The sequence below is a fragment of the Pseudomonas sp. F-14 TE3623 genome (genome assembly GCF_053629015.1).
This window is the reverse complement of the sequence record NZ_JBRJHM010000001.1, coordinates 1,211,778-1,232,065: the sequence shown is the minus strand read 5'-3', so window position 1 is coordinate 1,232,065 and position 20,288 is coordinate 1,211,778. Positions and strand designations below refer to the sequence as shown.

At 59.4% G+C, this 20,288-nt stretch carries 13 protein-coding genes and 2 pseudogenes; 8 read left to right on the top strand and 7 right to left on the bottom strand.

Annotation, left to right across the window (positions count from 1 at the left end; translation table 11 throughout):
* Window positions 1-413 precede the first annotated feature (413 nt).
* The gene (gene putA, locus AB7M29_RS05615) at window positions 414-4,367 is read left to right on the top strand and encodes a trifunctional transcriptional regulator/proline dehydrogenase/L-glutamate gamma-semialdehyde dehydrogenase (protein WP_454246487.1); all 3,954 of its coding nucleotides are present in this window, start codon (window positions 414-416) and stop codon (window positions 4,365-4,367) included.
* A 246-nt stretch (window positions 4,368-4,613) separates the two neighbouring features.
* Window positions 4,614-6,416 carry an acyl-CoA dehydrogenase gene (locus AB7M29_RS05610; protein WP_454246486.1) on the top strand — a complete coding sequence of 601 codons (1,803 nt, stop codon included), beginning with the start codon at window positions 4,614-4,616 and terminating at the stop codon, window positions 6,414-6,416.
* A gap of 143 nt (window positions 6,417-6,559) precedes the next feature.
* On the opposite strand, the gene AB7M29_RS05605 is transcribed toward AB7M29_RS05610, so the two are convergent.
* From AB7M29_RS05605 to AB7M29_RS05590, 4 genes and pseudogenes are all read right to left on the bottom strand, one after another.
* Window positions 6,560-7,291, bottom strand: coding sequence for a methyl-accepting chemotaxis protein (locus AB7M29_RS05605; RefSeq protein ID WP_454248700.1), 732 nt, complete (start codon window positions 7,289-7,291; stop codon window positions 6,560-6,562).
* A 135-nt stretch (window positions 7,292-7,426) separates the two neighbouring features.
* A pseudogene (locus AB7M29_RS05600) lies at window positions 7,427-8,464 on the bottom strand (HAMP domain-containing protein); the annotation flags it as partial.
* A 145-nt stretch (window positions 8,465-8,609) separates the two neighbouring features.
* Window positions 8,610-8,912 (bottom strand): cell division protein ZapA, encoded by a 303-nt coding sequence (locus AB7M29_RS05595; protein WP_048396096.1) that lies wholly within the window; start codon window positions 8,910-8,912, stop codon window positions 8,610-8,612.
* Window positions 8,909-9,139 carry a hypothetical protein gene (locus tag AB7M29_RS05590; protein WP_217855460.1) on the bottom strand — a complete coding sequence of 77 codons (231 nt, stop codon included), beginning with the start codon at window positions 9,137-9,139 and terminating at the stop codon, window positions 8,909-8,911. The genes AB7M29_RS05595 and AB7M29_RS05590 overlap by 4 nt, the downstream gene beginning before the upstream one ends.
* 209 nt (window positions 9,140-9,348) lie before the next feature.
* Between AB7M29_RS05590 and AB7M29_RS05585 the strand changes: the two are divergent.
* The 5 genes and pseudogenes from AB7M29_RS05585 to selO form a co-directional block, all read left to right on the top strand.
* Window positions 9,349-10,185 (top strand): annotated as a pseudogene (locus tag AB7M29_RS05585) (MCP four helix bundle domain-containing protein); the annotation flags it as partial.
* Complete coding sequence (locus AB7M29_RS05580) at window positions 10,168-11,040, top strand: methyl-accepting chemotaxis protein (protein ID WP_390176098.1); 873 nt, start codon at window positions 10,168-10,170, stop codon at window positions 11,038-11,040. The pseudogene AB7M29_RS05585 and the gene AB7M29_RS05580, both read left to right, overlap by 18 nt.
* Window positions 11,041-11,195: 155 nt before the next feature.
* The gene (locus AB7M29_RS05575; protein ID WP_454246485.1) at window positions 11,196-12,938 is read left to right on the top strand and encodes a potassium/proton antiporter; all 1,743 of its coding nucleotides are present in this window, start codon (window positions 11,196-11,198) and stop codon (window positions 12,936-12,938) included.
* A gap of 34 nt (window positions 12,939-12,972) precedes the next feature.
* Window positions 12,973-16,323, top strand: a complete 3,351-nt coding sequence (mscK, locus tag AB7M29_RS05570; protein WP_454246484.1) for a mechanosensitive channel MscK — start codon at window positions 12,973-12,975, stop codon at window positions 16,321-16,323.
* Window positions 16,324-16,371: 48 nt separating this feature from the next.
* The gene (gene selO, locus AB7M29_RS05565) at window positions 16,372-17,835 is read left to right on the top strand and encodes a protein adenylyltransferase SelO (RefSeq protein ID WP_454246483.1); all 1,464 of its coding nucleotides are present in this window, start codon (window positions 16,372-16,374) and stop codon (window positions 17,833-17,835) included.
* Window positions 17,836-17,840: 5 nt separating this feature from the next.
* Here selO and AB7M29_RS05560 read toward each other — a convergent pair whose 3' ends face one another.
* The gene (locus AB7M29_RS05560) at window positions 17,841-18,242 is read right to left on the bottom strand and encodes a helix-turn-helix domain-containing protein (RefSeq protein WP_217855450.1); all 402 of its coding nucleotides are present in this window, start codon (window positions 18,240-18,242) and stop codon (window positions 17,841-17,843) included.
* On the bottom strand, window positions 18,239-18,535 hold the full coding sequence (locus AB7M29_RS05555; protein ID WP_123721553.1) for a type II toxin-antitoxin system HigB family toxin: 297 nt from the start codon (window positions 18,533-18,535) through the stop codon (window positions 18,239-18,241). The genes AB7M29_RS05560 and AB7M29_RS05555 overlap by 4 nt, the downstream gene beginning before the upstream one ends.
* A gap of 194 nt (window positions 18,536-18,729) precedes the next feature.
* Between AB7M29_RS05555 and trxC the strand changes: the two genes are divergently transcribed.
* Window positions 18,730-19,164: a thioredoxin TrxC gene (trxC, locus tag AB7M29_RS05550; RefSeq protein WP_030129872.1), complete on the top strand. Its 435-nt coding sequence runs from the start codon at window positions 18,730-18,732 to the stop codon at window positions 19,162-19,164.
* Window positions 19,165-19,294: 130 nt separating this feature from the next.
* Here trxC and AB7M29_RS05545 read toward each other — a convergent pair whose 3' ends face one another.
* On the bottom strand, window positions 19,295-20,065 hold the full coding sequence (locus AB7M29_RS05545) for a ParA family protein (protein ID WP_007903183.1): 771 nt from the start codon (window positions 20,063-20,065) through the stop codon (window positions 19,295-19,297).
* Window positions 20,066-20,288 lie beyond the last annotated feature (223 nt).

The following is a 20,288-nucleotide window of genomic DNA, read 5'->3' as shown; positions in this document are numbered from 1 at the left end:
GCTCGCAAACGACGACGTTTGACAGACGATTCCGGATCCCGCGCATTTATGACTGATGTTTCCCCAGGAAAGCCATCAGCCGGCACACCGATATTTTTGACCGGTTGCACCTTGGCCGCGAATGCTATTCAACAAAGCAAATAAGGTGCAACCAGTTTCGTACGAATAAGTTGCACCTAGTCGGATTTTCCTGAAAAGGGTCGGTTCTTGCTCCTTTTTAGGGCGTTTTTCGGTTTGCGCTAGAAGTAAAAGCACCAAGCAGGCGCGGGAGGAATGGATCAGAATCAGTTTCCTGACGAGCTGCTTATTATTCCGACAAAAAATGGTTGCACCCGGTTGCACCTCGACCGACGCACAGCTAATCTTGCCGCCAGCTGATGCCACGCGGTCGTGGCAAACATGAGGATAAAAATATGGCTACCACCACTCTTGGGGTCAAACTTGACGACCCGACCCGCGAACGCCTCAAGGCTGCCGCGACCTCGATTGATCGCACGCCGCACTGGCTGATCAAGCAGGCAATTTTCAATTACCTGGAAAAACTCGAGGGTGGTGCAACCCTGTCCGAGCTGAACGGTTTGAACGGCAAGGAAGTTGACGAAGCGGGCGAGATCCACGTCGATCACGCGCATCAATGCTTCCTGGAATTCGCTGAAAGCATCTTGCCGCAATCGGTGCTGCGCGCTTCCATCACTGCCGCCTACCGTCGCCCGGAACCTGAAGTGGTGCCGATGCTGATCGAGCAGGCGCGCCTGCCGGCCACGATGGCCGAAGCCACCAACAAGCTCGCCGCCTCGATTGCCGAGAAACTGCGCAATCAGAAAAGCGCCGGCGGCCGTGCCGGAATTGTTCAGGGCCTGTTGCAGGAATTTTCCCTGTCGTCCCAGGAAGGCGTGGCGCTGATGTGCCTGGCCGAAGCGCTGCTGCGCATCCCGGACAAAGGCACCCGTGACGCCCTGATCCGCGACAAAATCAGCACCGGCAACTGGCATCCGCACCTGGGCAACAGCCCGTCGCTGTTTGTCAACGCCGCCACGTGGGGCTTGCTGCTGACCGGCAAACTGGTCGCCACCCACAACGAAGCCGGCCTGACATCGTCCCTGAGCCGCATCATCGGCAAGAGCGGCGAGCCGATGATCCGCAAGGGCGTCGACATGGCCATGCGCCTGATGGGCGAGCAGTTCGTGACCGGCGAAACCATCGCCGAAGCCCTGGCCAACGCCAGCAAGTTCGAAGCCAAAGGCTTCCGCTATTCCTACGACATGCTGGGTGAAGCCGCACTCACCGAGCATGACGCCCAGAAGTACCTGGCCTCGTACGAACAAGCCATCCACTCGATCGGCAAAGCGTCCCACGGTCGTGGGATTTATGAAGGCCCAGGCATTTCGATCAAGCTGTCCGCCTTGCACCCGCGTTACAGCCGCGCCCAGTACGAGCGCGTGATGGAAGAGCTGTACCCGCGCCTGCTGTCGCTGACTCTGTTGGCCAAGCAATATGACATCGGTCTGAACATCGACGCCGAAGAAGCCGACCGCCTCGAGCTGTCGCTGGATCTGCTGGAGCGTCTGTGCTTCGAGCCGCAACTGACCGGCTGGAACGGCATCGGTTTCGTGATCCAGGCTTACCAGAAGCGTTGCCCGTATGTGATCGACTACGTGATCGACCTGGCTCGTCGCAGCCGTCATCGCCTGATGATTCGTTTGGTAAAAGGCGCGTATTGGGACAGCGAAATCAAGCGCGCCCAAGTCGAAGGCCTGGAAGGCTATCCGGTCTACACCCGCAAGGTGTACACCGACGTGTCCTACATCGCCTGCGCACGCAAACTGCTGTCGGTGCCGGAAGTCATTTATCCGCAGTTCGCCACGCACAACGCCCACACCTTGTCGGCCATTTATCACATCGCCGGTCAGAACTATTACCCCGGTCAGTACGAGTTCCAGTGCCTGCACGGCATGGGCGAACCGCTGTACGAACAGGTTGTAGGTAAAGTTTCCGAAGGCAAGCTGAACCGTCCGTGCCGCGTGTACGCACCGGTTGGCACTCACGAAACACTGCTGGCGTACCTGGTGCGTCGTCTGCTGGAAAACGGTGCGAACACTTCGTTCGTCAACCGCATCGCCGACCAGTCTATTTCGATTCAGGAGCTGGTGGCCGATCCAGTAGCCAGCATCGAGCAGATGGCTACGCTGGAAGGCGGCTTCGGCCTGCCGCACCCGCGTATCCCGCTGCCGCGTGATCTTTATGGTGCCGAGCGCGCCAACTCCAGCGGCATCGACATGGCCAACGAACATCGTCTGGCTTCCCTGTCGTGCGCCCTGCTGGCCACCGCTCATAACAACTGGAAAGCGGCGCCGATGCTCGGTTGCGCGTCCAGCACTGAAACCCCTGCGCCAGTCCTGAACCCGTCCGATCTGCGTGACGTAGTCGGCCATGTACAGGAAGCCACCGTCGAAGACGTCGACAACGCGATCCAGTGCGCCCTGAAAGCTGCACCGATCTGGCAGGCGACCCCACCGGCCGAGCGCGCCGCGATTCTGGAACGTGCCGCCGATTTGATGGAAGGCGAGATCCAGCCGCTGATGGGCCTGTTGGCTCGCGAAGCCGGCAAGACCTTCGCCAACGCCATCGCCGAAGTGCGCGAAGCCGTGGACTTCCTGCGTTATTACGCGGTGCAGGCGCGCAACGATTTCACCAACGATGCCCACCGCCCATTGGGTCCAGTGGTCTGCATCAGTCCGTGGAACTTCCCTCTGGCCATCTTCAGTGGTCAGGTCGCTGCTGCCTTGGCCGCCGGTAACCCGGTACTGGCCAAACCTGCGGAACAAACCCCGCTGGTGGCCGCTCAAGCCGTGCGTTTGCTGCTCGAAGCCGGGATTCCGGAAGGCGTGCTGCAACTGCTGCCGGGCCGTGGCGAAACTGTCGGCGCCCGTCTGGTCGGCGACGATCGCGTCAAAGGCGTGATGTTCACCGGCTCCACCGAAGTCGCTCGTTTGCTGCAACGCAACGTCGCCGGTCGTCTGGATGCTCAGGGCCGTCCGATTCCGCTGATCGCTGAAACTGGCGGCCAGAACGCGATGATCGTTGACTCCTCGGCACTGACCGAACAGGTTGTGATCGACGTGGTGTCGTCGGCCTTCGACAGTGCTGGCCAGCGTTGCTCGGCGCTGCGGGTACTGTGCCTGCAGGAAGATTCCGCTGATCGTGTCATCGAAATGCTCAAGGGTGCCATGGCTGAATGCCGTCTCGGTAATCCAGAGCGCCTGTCCGTGGACATCGGCCCGGTGATCGACGCCGAAGCCAAGGCGGGCATCGAGAAGCACATCCAGGCCATGCGCGACAAAGGTCGCAATGTGTACCAGGTGGCCATCGCCAACAGCGAAGAAGTCAAACGCGGCACCTTCGTGATGCCGACCCTGATCGAACTGGAAAGCTTCGACGAACTGCAACGGGAGATCTTCGGTCCGGTGCTGCACGTAGTTCGCTACAAGCGCAAAGAGATCGATCAACTGATCGGCCAGATCAATGCTTCCGGCTACGGCCTGACCCTGGGCGTACACACTCGCATCGACGAGACCATCGCCAAGGTGATCGACAACGTCAACGCCGGTAACGTCTACGTGAACCGCAACATTGTTGGTGCTGTAGTTGGCGTGCAACCGTTCGGCGGTGAAGGCCTGTCGGGTACTGGCCCGAAAGCCGGTGGTCCGCTGTACCTGTACCGTCTGCTGTCGACACGTCCTACCGATGCGATCGAACAATCCTTCGCTCGCGGCGACGCTATCGCTGCACCTGACGTCCGTCTGCGTGATGCCATGAGCAAACCGCTGACCGCGCTGAAAGCCTGGGCCGACAGCAACAAGTTCGCAGACTTGAGCACCCTGTGCGTACAGTTCGCGGCGCAATCGCAAAGCGGGATCACCCGTGTTCTGGCGGGCCCGACCGGCGAGCGCAACAGCTACGCCATCCTGCCGCGCGAACACGTGCTGTGCCTGGCTGAAGTCGAAGGCGATTTGCTGACCCAACTGGCTGCGGTATTGGCCGTAGGCGGCTCGGCGGTATGGCCGGACGCTGAACCGGGCAAGGCACTGTTCGCACGCCTGCCGAAAGAAATCCAGGCGCGGATCAAGCGGGTTGCCGACTGGACCAAGGACGAGGTGGTAATTGATGCGGTTCTGCATCATGGCCATTCCGACCAGTTGCGTGCGGTCTGCCAGCAAGTGGCCAAGCGTGCCGGTGCGATTGTTGGGGTTCATGGTTTGTCGCAGGGCGAAACCAACATTGCGTTGGAGCGTCTGGTGATCGAGCGTGCATTGAGCGTTAACACCGCTGCGGCGGGTGGTAACGCCAGTTTGATGACGATCGGCTAAACCGCAATAAGACCGGGCATCCGCAATGGCTGCCTGGTTAGCAGAACCCTTGTGGGAGCGGGCTTGCTCGCGAAAGCGGTCGTTCATTCAACATTGATGTTGAATGTGCTGGCCTCTTCGCGAGCAAGCCCGCTCCTACATTTGATCAGTGGTGCTCTCGCTGCACCATCACGCTCATCAATCATCCTGTTCAGCCAGCCCTCCCCACGCCTAGACTCGGTCCATTCCAAAAAAAGGTAGGCCGCCATGTCCGAGACGTTGCTCAGTTCCCGCAATCTGGCTTTCGAGCTGTATGAAGTCCTTGATGCCGAGGGCCTGACCCAGCGTGAGCGGTTCGCCGAGCACAACCGCGAGACCTTCGATGCGGCCATCGGTACCGCCCGCAACATCGCCGAGAAGTTCTTCGCCCCACACAACCGCAAGGGCGACGAGAACGAACCGCGCTATGAGGACGGTCAGGCGATTCTGATTCCGGAAGTGAAACCGGCGGTGGATGCCTTCCTTGAAGCCGGTTTCCTCAACGCCGCGCGCAGTTTCGACGCGGGCGGCATGCAACTTCCTACATTGCTGTCGCAAGCTTGCTTCGCGCACTTTCAGTCGGCCAACGCAGCGTCGACTTCCTACCCATTCCTGACCATGGGCGCGGCGAACCTGATCGAAAGCTTCGGCACCGATGAGCAGAAGCAGCGCTTCCTGCAACCGATGATCGACGGCCGTTTCTTCGGCACCATGGCCCTCACCGAGCCACATGCCGGCTCGTCGCTGTCGGATATTCGTACACGCGCGGAGCCCGCGTCCGACGGCACCTATCGACTCAAGGGCAACAAGATCTTCATCTCCGGCGGCGATCACCCGCTGTCGGAAAACATCGTGCACATGGTGCTGGCCAAACTGCCGGACGCACCGGCCGGGGTGAAGGGCATTTCGCTGTTTATCGTGCCCAAGTTTTTGGTCAACGATGACGGCAGTCTCGGCAAGCGCAACGACGTATTGCTGGCCGGGTTGTTCCACAAGATGGGCTGGCGCGGTACTACGTCCACCGCGCTGAACTTCGGCGACAACGGCGAGTGTGTCGGCTATCTGGTGGGCAAGCCGCACCAGGGTTTGAGCTACATGTTCCAGATGATGAACGAGGCGCGGATCGGCGTCGGTATGGGCGCGGTGATGCTCGGTTATGCCGGTTACCTGTATTCCCTGGAATACGCCCGTGAGCGACCGCAAGGTCGGGTGCCGGATAGCAAGGATCCGAGCACCGCACCGGTGGCGATCATTCAGCATGCCGATGTCAAACGCATGCTGCTCACGCAGAAAGCCTACGTCGAAGGCGCGTTCGACCTCGGGCTGTACGCGGCGCGGCTGTTCGACGACACCACAACCCTTGAGAACGAAGCCGAGCGCAAACAGGCCCATGAGCTGCTGGATTTACTGACGCCGATCGTCAAATCCTGGCCGTCGGAGTTTTGCCTGAAGGCCAATGAACTGGCGATCCAGATTCTCGGTGGCCACGGTTATACCCGTGAGTACCCGGTGGAGCAGTACTACCGCGACAACCGACTGAACCCGATTCATGAAGGGACTCACGGCATTCAGTCGCTGGACTTGTTGGGGCGCAAGCTGGCTCAGAACGGGGGCGCGGGGCTCAAGCAGCTGATCCGCCTGATCGCCAACACCGCCGAGCGAGCGCAGGCGTATGAATCACTGACGCCGCTGCGTGAACCGCTGGAGAAACTGGTGGCACGCCTGCAAACCGTGACCATCGGCCTGCTGACCGATCTGGCTCAGGGCAAGGTCAACAGCAGCCTGGCGAACTCAGCGCTGTATCTGAAAGTGTTCGGGCATATGGTGATTGGTTGGCGTTGGCTGGAACAGGCGATTCGCGCCGAGGAAGGATTGGCCAAGGGGAATGCGGCGGATGAGAGCTTTTATAAAGGCAAGCTGCAGGCGGCGCGGTATTTCCTGACGTGGGAAGTGCCGGGTTGCCACCATGAACTGGCGATTCTTGAGGCGCGGGATGATGTGTGCCTGGCGATGCGGGATGAGTGGTTTTGATCCTATCCTTGTGGTGTTGCTGAAATTCGCGAGCAAGCCCGCTCCCACACTGATTCTGCGGCGAACACATAATTTGTGAACACCTTCGATCGAGTGTGGGAGCGGGCTTGCTCGCGAAGGCGTCAGTTCAGGCAACGCATATATCAGCCCAACCGAAACCCACCCATCTGCCGCGCCAAATCATCCGCCAACCGCTGCAACATCTGACAGTCTTCCCGACAAGCCCTGACCTCCCCCGCCGTCGCTCGAGCCAAATCAGAAATCCCCTGCACATTCCGGTTGATCTCTTCCGTCACCGCCGACTGCTCTTCCGTCGCCGTGGCCACCTGATGGTTCATGTCGCTGATGCGCTCGACCTGCCCGGTAATCGCCGTCAACGACGCCCCGGTGCGCTGACTCGACTCAACACCCGTGCCAGTCGCCCCTTGCCCGGCGTGCATGGAAGACACCGCCTTCTCTGCGCCCTGCTTGAGGCTGCCGATCATCTGCTGAATCTCGTCGGTAGACGATTGAGTTCGCCGCGCCAGGGTCCGAACTTCATCGGCCACCACCGCAAACCCGCGCCCCATGTCCCCGGCTCGCGCCGCTTCGATGGCGGCGTTGAGCGCCAGCAAATTGGTCTGCTCGGAAATCCCGCGAATCACCGCCAACACCTGATCGATGGACGCTACTTGATGGGCCAACTCGCCCACCGCTCCGGCGGCGATGCCGATCTCGTCGGACATGCTTTCGATATGCCGGATCGACCCGCCCACCACTTCCCGCGCCTGCAGCGCTTCCTCCCGCGCGGTTTGCGAAGCGACGGCCGCGTTGCCGGCGTTTTGAGCGATTTCCTGCACGGTCAGGCCCATCTCGTGGACGGCGGTGGCGACCATGTCGGTCATTTCCTGCTGACGGCCCGAGCGTTCGGCCGTGTTGTCCACCACCCGTGCCACTTGGCCGACCGCCGTGCGCAAACGCTCACTGGTAGCCAGGACTTCGCCGATCATGTCGCGCTGACTTTCCAGGAACCGATTGAAGCCGCGAGCGAGGTCACCCAGCTCATCGGCGCGGCTGGAATCTAACCTGTGGGTCAAATCTCCACCACCGCTACCGATGGCTACCAGCGCCGCTGTTACCTGACGAATCGGTCGCACCAATCCACGGGCCAGCAACACCACCAGCAACAGGCAAACCAACGCAACCGCCAGGCCAATGCCGCTGCTCATCCACATCGCGCGACGGGCTTCGGCATAGATTTGCGACTGCGGCACTTCGGCCACCAGGGTCCAGCCCAGATCACGCAGCGGCAGGCTCAGCGCCAGAAAATCTTCGCCATCGCGGACAAAACTGCTGGTGGCGGACGCGATGGAGGTAGAGAGCGGCCCCATGACCGCTTGCGCCGCCGGAGCACCGATTTGTTCGACCAGCGTGCGTTTGCCGCTGAACTGCGTCTCGGGGTGAATCTGGATCAAACCGTCGGAGCGCACGAGATAGACCTTGCCGCGCTCACCGAAGTTGAAATTCCGGATCAACTCCGACAGCTCTTTCATGCTCAGGCCCAGCCCGGCGACGCCCACGACTTTGCCGGCCTGCTCGACCTTGAGGTCAATGAACAGCGCCAACTCACCGGTGGCGGTGTCATTGTCGATATTGAGGGTGCGCGGCTGGTTGCTGTCGAGGAAAGAATAGAACCAAGCGTCATTGGGATTGGAACGGCTGAGCGTCCGGTCCAGGCCTTTTTCAGTGATGTAATGGCTTGAAGCGGCCCCGATAATCAGCGCGGTAAAGGCTTTGTGCTCGGCGCGGATGCCTTCCAGATACTTCACGAATGTGTCGGTTTGGGCATTGTTCTCACCCCCGGCCAACCAGTCGCGCACCATGCTGTTACTGGCGATGTCCTTGGCGGCGGTGAGGGGTTGAACGAGGATTCGTTCGATGTCGTTGCGCATCGCTTCGATGCTCGACGGCAGCGCTTGCTCGACCAGATAGCGCTGGGCGAGGCGGTTGACCACGAGGGTATAAACGCCAACCACGATCAGAATACTGACCAGCAGGGCGGTGCCCATGCTCAGGATCAACTGCCATTGAATACTGCGTCGCCAGAACTGCATGGAGCACCCCCAAAGAATAAGAGGCTGAAACACTGCAACAGCCATGCCGATTGTATACAACGCAAACGACAATTTATTCTTTGGTTGTGCGCAAAGCTGATCAGGCTTGATTGATTGTCTTGGCGATCACTTCAACCGTGGCGCTGACTTGCTCTTGGTAACGGTTGAGTTCCTCCTGATGACGCTTTTGCATTTCGATCTGCTGCGAGCACAGATTCATCGCCGCCAGCACCAGCAAGCGGTCACCGATCAGCGTCGGGTATTTCTTTTTGGTCTCGGCCAAGGCGGCCTTCAACATTAATGCGGCGTCCAGCAGGGTCTGCTCTTCCCCGGCCGGCGCCTTGATCGAATAGTCCTCCCCCAGAATCGAGACGACTTTTACCCCTGCGGCGCCGTAACTCATGCGCTGACAGGGCCTGCGCTGACGCGCTCAACCAAGGCCTGAATGCGTGCCGCGGTGGAGCCTTGTTTCTCTTCCTGTTCCATCAGGCTCAGTTGCAGGCTTTCGTTTTCATCCTTGACCTGGGCCAGTTCTGCACTCAGGGATTGATTGGTGCCGAGCAGGGTCTGGTTCTGCTGCACCAGGTCGCTGACCAGTTGTTCCAATTGGCTTAGGGATGCTTCCAACATTTTGATTTTCCGGGCATTTTCAAAGGGCGCGTACGATAAAGAAAAGTCACCGTGGATGCCAGGGTTATACAGGCGCAAGGCCTTGATTTTCCTGGCAGGCGACCTTCCTCGCGAGCTTTAAAGACTGTGTTTGGCGGTTCTGGTTCCTGCACTTCGTCGCCGCGGCCCTTCTGCGACAAAAGCGCGCAGCGCCTCAAGACTTTAGTCGTATGACCGATAAGTCATCCATACAGCAGTCTCAGCCCCGCACGGATGCGCTTTTTTCGGTGAACACCATGTCCTTACGAAATATGAATATCGCACCGCGGGCGTTCCTCGGTTTTGCCTTGATTGGCAGCTTGATGCTGGTTCTGGGGGTGTTTGCGCTGAACCAGATGAGCAAAATTCGCGGCGCCGCCGAAGAAATCACCTCAAACAGCGTACCCAGCATTAAAAGCCTCGACGAGTTCACTCAGCTAACCTTGCGCCTGCGCGTCCTGTCTTACCGTCTGTTGGTGAACCGCGAGCCGGACGTCCAGCAGAAAACCATGGACCTGCTGGAAACCCGTAACCAACAGATCCGAGCGGCTCAAGCCGTCTACGAAAAACTGATCGCCAGCCCGCAGGAACGTGCAGCCTATGATCAGTATGTGCAGCTGCTGGGGCAGTATCGCCAGATCGAGGACCGGATGAAGAGCCTGTCGCGCAACAATCAGGTCGACGAACTGCGCACGCTGCTCAATACCGATTTGCTGACTAACTCTGAAGCGATCAACGTCGTGCTGAACCGTTTGCTGGAAATCAACACCCAGCAGACCGTCGACACCAACCAGCAGGCCGCCGAAGAGTACTCATCAGCCTTCAACCTGACGGTGACCCTGCTGGTCATCGCCACCGGCCTGACCCTGCTGTTCGCCTGGCTGCTGACCAACAGCATCACCAAGCCGATCGCCAACGCCCTGAGCGCCGCCGAAGAAATTGCCGAAGGCAACCTGACGCGCCCGATCACGGTCGATGGTGAAGACGAAGCCGGTCGCCTGCTGGCCGCGATGGCGAAGATGCAGGACAAACTGCGCGACACCCTGCAACGGATCTCCGGTTCGGCCACGCAACTGGCGTCCGCCGCGGAAGAGCTCAACAGCGTCACCGACGAAAGCGCCCGCGGCCTGACCCAACAGAACAACGAAATCGAACAAGCCGCCACCGCGGTCAATGAAATGACCAGCGCCGTGGAGGAAGTCGCCCGCAACGCCGTGAGCACCTCCGAAGCTTCGAAAAACGCCACCACGTCGGCGGGCGACGGTCGTGACCTGGTGCAGGAAACCGTCAGTGCCATCGAGCGCATGAGTGCCGATGTACAGAGCACCGCCACCCTGATCGGCGATCTGGCCAACGAGTCGCGGGACATCGGCAAGGTGCTGGACGTGATTCGCGGCCTGGCCGACCAGACCAACCTGTTGGCGTTGAACGCTGCCATCGAAGCAGCCCGTGCCGGTGAAGCTGGTCGTGGTTTCGCAGTGGTCGCCGACGAAGTGCGTGCCCTGGCCCATCGCACCCAGCAGTCGACCAGCGAAATCGAGCGGATGATCGGCAGCATCCAGAGCGGCACCGAACACGCCGTGGATTCGATGCGCAACAGCACCGAGCGTGCTGAATCGACTTTGAACATCGCCCGTGGTGCAGGCATGTCGCTGGACACCATCAACAGCGCCATCGTCGAAATCAACGAACGCAACCTGGTGATCGCCAGCGCGGCCGAAGAGCAGGCACAGGTGGCCCGTGAAGTGGACCGCAATCTGGTGAACATTCGTGACCTGTCGGTGCAATCGGCCACCGGTGCCAACCAGACAAGCGCGGCCAGCAACGAGCTGTCACGCTTGGCGCTGGACCTGAACAACATGGTTGGGCGGTTTAGTCTGTAACCTGCGACTGATCGTTCCCACGCTCCGCGTGGGAACGATCAGTCGACTCACGTTAAAAGCTTTTTGACAGCATCACATTTCAACAGGTTAGAATCGCTGGCACGCAGACTGCATGGTCAGTTTGTGCCCGCCTTTAGCTTTCTGGAGTACTGCCTTTGAATGCGACGACCATCAACAGCCTGTTCTTGATCGGCGCGTTGCTGGTAGGTGCGAGCATTCTGGTGAGCTCACTTTCATCACGCCTCGGTATCCCGATTCTGGTGATCATCCTCGCGGTGGGCATGGCGGCTGGTGTCGACGGCGCCGGCATTATTTTTGATAACTACCCAACAGCTTATCTGGTCGGCAACCTCGCTCTGGCGGTAATCCTGCTCGACGGCGGCTTGCGCACCCGGGTGGCGAGTTTCCGCGTGGCGTTATGGCCTGCGCTGTCGCTGGCCACAGTCGGGGTCTTGATCACCACCGGGCTGACCGGGATGGCGGCGGCGTGGTTGTTCGACCTTAATCTGATGCAAGGCCTGCTGATCGGCGCCATCGTTGGCTCCACTGACGCCGCCGCTGTGTTCTCGCTGCTGGGTGGCAAGGGTCTGAACGAACGGGTGAGCGCGAGCCTGGAGATCGAATCCGGCAGCAACGATCCGATGGCGGTGTTCCTCACCGTGACCCTGATCGACATGCTCGCCAGTGGCGAGACCGGCCTGCACTGGAATCTGCTCGTGCATTTGGTGCGCGAGTTCGGCATCGGCGGTGTGATCGGCCTCGGCGGTGGTTGGCTACTGCTGCAACTGGTCAACCGAATCAACCTGGCCACCGGCCTTTATCCGATTCTGATGATTGCTGGCGGGTTGGTCTTGTTTGCTCTGACCAACGCCCTGCACGGCAGCGGCTTTTTGGCGGTGTACCTGTGCGGTCTGGTGATCGGCAACCGCCCGGTCCGCAGTCGCCACGGCATTCTGCACATGCTCGACGGCATGGCCTGGCTGGCACAGATCGGCATGTTCCTGGTGTTGGGGCTGTTGGTTACGCCCCATGACCTGCTACCGATTGCCTTGCCGGCGCTGGGCCTGGCGCTGTGGATGATTCTGTTTGCCCGCCCGTTATCGGTGCTGGTCGGCCTGTTGCCCTTCAAGGCGTTCCATGGCCGCGAAAAGGCATTCATTTCCTGGGTTGGCTTGCGCGGTGCCGTACCGATCATTCTGGCGGTGTTCCCGCTGATGGCAGGGCTGCCCAATGCTCAGCTCTACTTCAATCTGGCGTTCTTTATCGTCCTGGTCTCGCTGCTGGTGCAAGGCACAAGCCTGCCCTGGGTTGCCAAGCTCTTGAAAGTGACCGTCCCGCCGGAGCCCCTGCCGATCTCTCGATCGGCGCTGGAAGTGCATGTCACCAGCGAGTGGGAGCTGTTCGTGTACCGCCTCGGTGCCGAGAAATGGTGCATTGGATCCCCTCTTCGCGAGCTGAAAATGCCCGAAGGTACCCGTATCGCAGCCCTGTTTCGTGGCCAACAACTGCTCCATCCGTCGGGTAGTACAGTGCTCGAAGTCGATGATTTGCTCTGCGTCATCGGCCATGAACACAACCTTCCGGCCCTCGGAAAACTCTTCAGTCAGGCACCGCAACGGGGTCTGGATTTGCGCTTCTTCGGCGACTTCGTACTCGAAGGAGACGCCCAGCTGGGCGCGGTTGCTGCCCTGTACGGGTTGAAAGTCGAAGGCATCGATCCGAACATGTCGCTGGGCCACTTCATTGCCCAGAAAGTGGGCGGTGCGCCGGTAGTCGGTGACCAGGTGGAATGGAACAACACCCTCTGGACCGTCGCTGTCATGGAAGGGAACAAGATTGGTAAGGTAGGCGTCAGATTCCCCGAAGGAAGTCGCCCCGGACCGGGACTCTTCCTCTAAACTCCATTCTTCGCCTCGTTTTCGATCGGTCTCTATGTCAACCCTGCGCACTTTTATCATCATGGCCCTGCTGGGCTTGAGCTTTTCCATCAACACGCTGCAAGCCGCCGAACCGCCGTCCAGCGAAGCCGTGCAGGCGAGCCTGGACAAGATCGCCGACCGCAAGCTGCCGGAAGCTGATCAAAAAGCTCTGCAGAGCATTTTGCAAGGCACGTTGACGCAACTCACCAACAAGCGTGATTACGAACAAAAGCTGGTTGATCTCAAGCAGCAGCTAGCTAGTGCGCCAAAGCAGAACATCGAGAACCAGCGCGAACTGACTCGCCTGAAGGCCACCAATGTAGTGCCGGTGGCGCAACGCTATACCAAAGAGACCATTCAGCAGCTTGAGCAGCTATTGACCGAGCGCTCGACCCAGCAAAGCGATCTGCAAAAAGCACTGGCCGAGGCCAACAGTCTGGTGATTACTGCCCAGACCCGTCCCGAGCGTGCCCAGGCGGAAATTTCCGCCAGCCAGACGCGCATTCAGCAAATCAATAACATCCTTAAAATCGGAAAAGACAACGGCAAGACGTTGAGCGGTGAGCAGCGCGACCAGCTCAACGCGGAGCTCGCGGCGCTGAATGCGCTGATCCCGTTGCGTCGACAGGAGCTGGCCGGTAACAGTCAGCTGCAGGATTTGGGTAATAGCCAGCATGATCTGCTGTCGGAAAAATCCGATCGCCTGGAACGAGAAATCCAGGAGCTGCAAAACCTGATCAACCAGAAGCGCCTGGCTCAATCCCAAGAGACCGTCACCCAGCAGTCCATCGAAGCGCAGAAGGCCGGCGGCAGTAGCCTGCTGGCCACCGAAAGCGCGGCCAACCTGAAGCTCTCCGACTACCTGCTCAAAAGCACCGACCGCCTCAACGAAGTCACTCAACAGAACCTGCAGACCAAACAGCAACTGGACAGCGTGACCCAGAGCGATTCGGCGCTGGACGAACAGATCAACGTGCTCAAGGGCAGCCTGCTGCTCTCCAAGATTCTCTACAAACAGAAACAGGCTCTGCCGCGCCTCCAGCTCGATCGCGACCTCGCCGACCAGATCGCCGACATTCGCCTGTATCAGTTCGAAGTCAGCCAGCAACGGGAGCTGCTCAGCAATCCGATAACCTATGTAGATAACCTGCTGGCGACTCAACCGCCCGAGCAAGTCACCCCGCAACTGCGCAAGAGCCTGCTGGAACTGGCCACCACCCGCGCAGACCTGCTGGAGCGTTTGAATCGCGAACTGAGCGCGGTGCTCAACGAATCCATCACGCTGCAACTCAACCAGAAGCAACTGCTCAGCACCGCGCAAAGTCTGCGGGCGACCCTCGACGAGCAAATGTTCTGGATTCCCAGCAACAAACCGCTGGATCTTGAGTGGATGCGCGGCGTGCCGGAACGCCTGGAACGTCAGGTCACCACCTTGCCTTGGGCCTCAAGCCTGAGCGAACTGACCGATGGCCTGACGCAGCGGCCGCTGCTGTTTCTGCCGCTGGCCTTTCTGATCGGAGCGCTGCTGTGGCGCCGCAAAAATCTCTATGCCCGCCTGAATAAAGTTCACCTGGACATCGGCCACTTCAAGCGCGACAGCCAGTGGCACACACCGCAAGCGATTCTGATCAACATCCTGCTGGCGATGCCCGTCGCCCTGGGTTTGGCCTTGTGCGGCCTGGCGTTGCAAATCGACGCCCGCGGGCAGAACGCCAATATGGGCGCGGCGCTGCTGCAAATGGCTCAAGCCTGGCTGGTGTTCTATACCGCCTACCGCATCCTCGCGCCGGGCGGCGTCGCCGAATTGCATTTCCGCTGGGAAAAACCTCAGGTCGAATTCCTTCAAGGCTGGATACGCCGACTAGGGCTGGTAGTGATGGCTTTGGTGGCGGTAGTAGCGGTCGCCGAGTTGCAACCAGCGATACTGGCCGATGACGTGCTAGGCATGCCGGTGGTGCTGACTTGCTACGCCTTGATGGCCTGGCTACTCAGCCGCCTGCTGGTTAGCAGCCCGACTCACCAGAACGCTTCACTGTTCCGCAAGGCTGTGGGGGTTCTGTTCACCGCCCTGCCAATCGCGCTGTTCGTGGCCGTGTGCTTTGGCTACTACTACACCGCGCTGAAACTCAGCGACCGGTTGATCAACACGCTTTACCTGCTGATGTTCTGGCTGGTGATCGAGGCGACCTTCGTGCGCGGCCTCAGCGTTGCGGCACGGCGCCTGGCCTATCAGCGCGCGCTGGCCAAACGTCAGGCTGCGAAAGAGGCAGGCGACGGCGAAACAGTGATCGAAGAGCCGACTCTGGACATTGAGAAGGTCAACGAGCAGTCCCTGCGACTGATCCGTCTGGCCCTGCTCGGTGGTTTCATCGCGGCGCTGTATTGGGTCTGGTCGGACCTGATCTCGGTATTCTCGTACCTGGACAACATCACCCTCTACGAGTACACCAGCGGCACCGGCGCCAACATGAGCATGGTGCCAATCAGCATCGGCGACATGCTCGGCGCGCTGATCATCATCGGTATCACCTTTGCACTGGCGCGCAACTTGCCGGGTTTGCTGGAAGTGTTTGTGCTGTCGAAGCTGAACCTGGCTCAGGGCAGCGCCTATGCCACGACGACGCTGCTGTCCTATGTGATCGCGGGTGTCGGTTTCGTTTCGACACTGTCCACTCTCGGCGTGAGCTGGGACAAGTTGCAATGGCTGGTGGCGGCACTGTCGGTAGGCCTCGGTTTCGGGATGCAGGAGATCTTCGCCAACTTCATCTCCGGCATCATGATCCTGTTTGAACGCCCGGTGCGGATCGGTGACACCATCACCATTGGCAATCTGTCGGGCACGGTGAGCAAGATCCGCATCCGTGCTACGACCATCACCGACTTCGACCGCAAGGACATCATCGTCCCGAACAAGACGTTCATCACCGGGCAACTGATCAACTGGTCCCTGACCGACACCATCACTCGGGTGACCCTCAAGCTCGGCGTCGACTACGGCTCAGACCTGGACCTGGTGAAAGAGCTGCTGCTCAAGGCTGCCCGGGACAACCCGCGCGTGCTGAAGGATCCGGAGCCTCACGTGTACTTCCTGAACTTCGGCGAAAGCACCCTCGACCACGAGTTGCGCATGCATGTGCGCGACCTCGGCGACCGTAACCCAGTACTCGACGAGGTCAACCGCTTCATAAATCGTGAGTTCAAGAAGCAGAAGATCAACATCTCGTTCCGGCAAATGGAGGTCTACCTCAAGAACCTTCACGGCCAAGAGTACAAGATGGTGCCGGTCGAGCAGGAAACCAAAACCATCGTGCCGCTGGCCGATGGCAAACCGCGACACGAGCCGCCGCCTGTCGAACTCGACTAACTGCTCTATCCCTAGCAGAATGCTCGGACATTCTGCTGGAGATGGCCGTTGAAAGCCCTCGACGAACTGACCTTCGACAATCGCTTCGCCCGCCTGGGCGACGCGTTCTCAACCCATGTGCTGCCCGAGCCCATCGCCGCGCCACGCTTGGTGGTCGCCAGCCCCGCCGCCATGGCGCTGCTGGACCTGGACCCGGCCGCGGCCGAAACGCCGGTGTTCGCCGAGCTGTTCGGTGGCCACAAGCTCTGGGCCGAAGCCGAGCCGCGGGCAATGGTCTATTCCGGGCATCAGTTCGGCTCTTACAACCCGCAACTGGGCGACGGTCGCGGCCTGTTACTGGGCGAGGTCTATAACGAAGCCGGTGAACATTGGGACCTGCACCTCAAGGGCGCCGGCCAGACGCCTTACTCGCGCATGGGTGATGGACGGGCGGTGCTGCGCTCGTCGATCCGCGAGTTTCTCGCCTCCGAAGCCTTGCATGCGCTGAACATTCCCACCACTCGCGCGCTGTGCGTGATCGGCTCCGACACGCCCGTCTGGCGCGAGAAACAGGAACGCGCGGCCATGGTCTTGCGCCTGGCGCCGAGCCATGTGCGCTTCGGGCATTTCGAATTTTTCTACTACACCAAGCGCCCCGAGCAACAGAAAGAACTCGGCGACCATGTGCTGGCCATGCATTTCCCGCATTGCCTGGAACAGCCGGAACCGTACCTGGCGATGTTCCGCGAAATCGTCGAGCGCAACGCCGAGCTGATCGCCAAATGGCAGGCCTATGGGTTCTGCCACGGCGTGATGAACACTGACAACATGTCGATCCTGGGCATCACCTTCGACTTCGGCCCGTTCGCCTTCCTCGACGACTTCGACGCCCACTTCATCTGCAACCATTCCGATGATCAGGGTCGTTACTCCTTCAGCAACCAGGTGCCGATCGGCCAGTGGAACCTCAGCGCCCTCGCCCAGGCCCTGACGCCGTTCATCAGCGTCGAAGCCCTGCGCGAAACCCTCGGCCTGTACCTGCCGCTGTTTCAGGCCCACTACCTGGACCTGATGCGCCGCCGCCTCGGTTTCACCACTGCCGAAGACGACGACCAGAAACTGCTGGAACACTTGCTGCAGCTGATGCAGAACAGCGGCGTCGACTACAGCCTGTTCTTCCGCCGCCTGGGGGATGAGTCACCCGAACTGGCCATCGGCCGCTTGCGCGATGACTTCGTCGACATCAAGGGCTTCGATGCGTGGGGCGAGCTCTACATCGCCCGGGTTGCTCGTGAAGGTGTGGTTGACCAGGAACAGCGCCGCAAACGAATGCATGCGGTCAATCCGCTGTACATCCTGCGTAACTATCTGGCGCAGAAAGCCATCGATGCGGCGGAAAGCGGCGACTATGCGGAAGTTCGTCGTTTGCACGCAGTATTGAGCAATCCGTTCGAGGAACAACCTGGAATGGAGAGTTATGCCGAGCGGCCACCGGAGTGGGGTAAGCATTTGGAGATCAGTTGTTCGTCGTAGACGGGTCAGATAAACGTCTCCACTGATACACCAAAGCGTTCGGCTAACCAGCGGATCTGCCGCAGGTTGAGCTGACGCTTGCCGCTCAATATCTCGGAAACCACCGACTGAGTGCCAACGCCGGGCAGTTCGCTCTGGCTGAGGCCGTGTTCGCGCATCATATAGCCGAGAACCTCTGCACCAGAGGCCTCGCGCATGGGGTGATGCTTGCGATCCCACTCCGCAATCCAGTCACCGATGATATCCACCAAGCTCATCAACGGGTGCGACTCATCATCCCCGGTCATCTCAAGCAATTCATCGAGTGCCTGCGCCAACCTGTCGTAGTCGTCTTCGTTTTTCGGTTTTCGAAGCAATGGCGAGACGAACTCCCAATGCTCGGCAGCCTTTTTGATCAGAACACTCATGACCTTCCCTCCTTCCATTTACCGCGGTCATATTCGCGGTGATCCAGCACATGCTTGATATAAAGCTTTTGAGACCGATACCTGACGAAAGCGATCAGCCGCAACTTGTTGCCACCGATGTCGAACACATGAAACTCGCCGACTTTGTCAGTCGCGGGGAAAATCGACTTCATCGCCGCGAAGTCTCTTGGGTTACTCCCTTTGGCAAGTCGATACCACTGCTCCAGTGCATTGGCTGCCCGCGGCCACTTTTCCTTGGCCTCACGGACTGGTTTTTCGGTGAACACATGCATGCAACATCCTTATCGCATTCTGCTATGGAGATTAATCACAGATAAAAAATATCGCAAGTTGCGATAATTCTAAGCAGACCAACAGTGTCGCTCAGTACAACCCAGCCTAGTTACATCGCAGGTCGCTGCACGATTGAAAACATGAGCAAACGTCTCCAAATAGAAGTAATCGGCTTCTTAACAGGACCATCCTCATGACTGACCCACTCCTCATCCCCTGCCCCCACTGCAACGGGCTGAATCGCATTCCCGCCGAGCGTCTCAATGACCACCCAAAGTGCGGCCGCTGCAAGGCCGAAGTCCTGCTCAACAAGCCATTCGAGTTGAAGCAAGGCGATTACGCCAGTCAGATCAAGGGCGACCTGCCGTTGCTGGTGGATGTGTGGGCGGACTGGTGCGGGCCGTGCAAGTCGTTTGCGCCGGTGTTCGAGCAAGCGGCGGGTCAGTTGGCGGGCAAGTGTCGGTTGGCCAAGCTGGACAGCGAGGCGAATCAGCAATTGTCGGCACAGCTGGGGATTCGCTCGATTCCGAGCCTGATTCTGTTCAAGAACGGCCGGGAAGTGGCTCGCCAGAGCGGGGCCTTCCCGTTGCCGCAGTTGATGAGCTGGCTGCGTAGCCAAGGGATTTAGAGCCACCACAAATAAATGTGGGAGCGAGCCTGCTCGCGAAGAGGGTTTCACATTCAACATCTCTGTTGACTGGACTTCCGCTTTCGCGAGCAGGCTCGCTCCCACAGTGGTTCGGTGTTGTTTGCAGGAATCAGGTGTTTTCGAGAAGGTTGTGCAGGTCGACGAACTGCTGGGTCAGCTTGTGCCGCGGGTCGAGGTGGATCAGCGGCGTGTTGGCCTGGTGGGATTCGCGCATGCGCACCGAGCTTGCCAGGTACACCGGCAACACCGGTAGCCCTTCGGCGATCAGTTCGTCGAGGATTTGCTGAGGCAAACTGGCGCGTGCCTGGAACTGGTTGACGACGATGCCTTCAACTTCCAGCCCTTCGTTGTGGTCCTCCTTCAACTCTTCGATTTCCGCCAGCAGGCCATACAGCGCCTGACGCGAGAAACTGTCGCAGTCGAAGGGAATCAATACACGATCAGCGGCGATCAAGGCCGAGACGGCATAGAAATTCAGTGCTGGCGGTGTATCGAGGTAGATTCGGTCGTAATCGCCGTCCAGCTCCTCGAGCAATTTTCGCAGTTTGTTGATCTTGTGCTTGGCCTCAAGCTTGGGCTGCAAGTCAGCCAGCTCGGCGGTGGCGGTGACGACGTGAAGGTTGTCGAATGGGGTTTCGTAGATATCGACCTGGTTTTTCTTCGAGAACGGTCCGGAGGACAGGGTTTGCTTGAAGAAGTCAGCGATCCCCATCGGGATATCATCACCGGTGAGTCCCGTCAGGTATTGAGTGGAGTTGGCCTGAGCATCGAGATCCACCAACAGCGTACGATAGCCTTCGCTGGCGCTGACCGCCGCCAGATTACAGGCAATGCTTGACTTGCCCACGCCACCTTTCTGATTGAACACCACGCGCCGCATGTCAAAACCTCCGTGTATCAAAGAATGACCGAGTGTAGTAGTCCACGGCGCTGCTTAGCTACCTCGCCGGCATCGGGACTACACAGTCATTGGTAAATATCCGTCGGAAGAAGCCGCCAACTCGTCCATTGACAGCCGATAGAGCCGACAGACATGTCCGCTGCAACGTGGATAATGGCCAAACGACAGTTTTTTCGCGAACCAGACGGTACATTTCGTTGCG

Bases quoted from the DNA above. Each gene is read 5' to 3' on its own strand.
- putA (WP_454246487.1), top strand. From the start codon at position 414: ATGGCTACCACCACTCTTGGGGTCAAACTTGACGACCCGACCCGCGAA.
- AB7M29_RS05610 (WP_454246486.1), top strand. From the start codon at position 4,614: ATGTCCGAGACGTTGCTCAGTTCCCGCAATCTGGCTTTCGAGCTGTAT.
- AB7M29_RS05605 (WP_454248700.1), bottom strand. From the start codon at position 7,291: ATGGTCGCCACCGCCGTCCACGAGATGGGCCTGACCGTGCAGGAAATC.
- AB7M29_RS05595 (WP_048396096.1), bottom strand. From the start codon at position 8,912: ATGAGTTACGGCGCCGCAGGGGTAAAAGTCGTCTCGATTCTGGGGGAG.
- AB7M29_RS05590 (WP_217855460.1), bottom strand. From the start codon at position 9,139: ATGTTGGAAGCATCCCTAAGCCAATTGGAACAACTGGTCAGCGACCTG.
- AB7M29_RS05580 (WP_390176098.1), top strand. From the start codon at position 10,168: ATGGCGAAGATGCAGGACAAACTGCGCGACACCCTGCAACGGATCTCC.
- mscK (WP_454246484.1), top strand. From the start codon at position 12,973: ATGTCAACCCTGCGCACTTTTATCATCATGGCCCTGCTGGGCTTGAGC.
- AB7M29_RS05560 (WP_217855450.1), bottom strand. From the start codon at position 18,242: ATGAGTGTTCTGATCAAAAAGGCTGCCGAGCATTGGGAGTTCGTCTCG.
- AB7M29_RS05555 (WP_123721553.1), bottom strand. From the start codon at position 18,535: ATGCATGTGTTCACCGAAAAACCAGTCCGTGAGGCCAAGGAAAAGTGG.
- trxC (WP_030129872.1), top strand. From the start codon at position 18,730: ATGACTGACCCACTCCTCATCCCCTGCCCCCACTGCAACGGGCTGAAT.
- AB7M29_RS05545 (WP_007903183.1), bottom strand. From the start codon at position 20,065: ATGCGGCGCGTGGTGTTCAATCAGAAAGGTGGCGTGGGCAAGTCAAGC.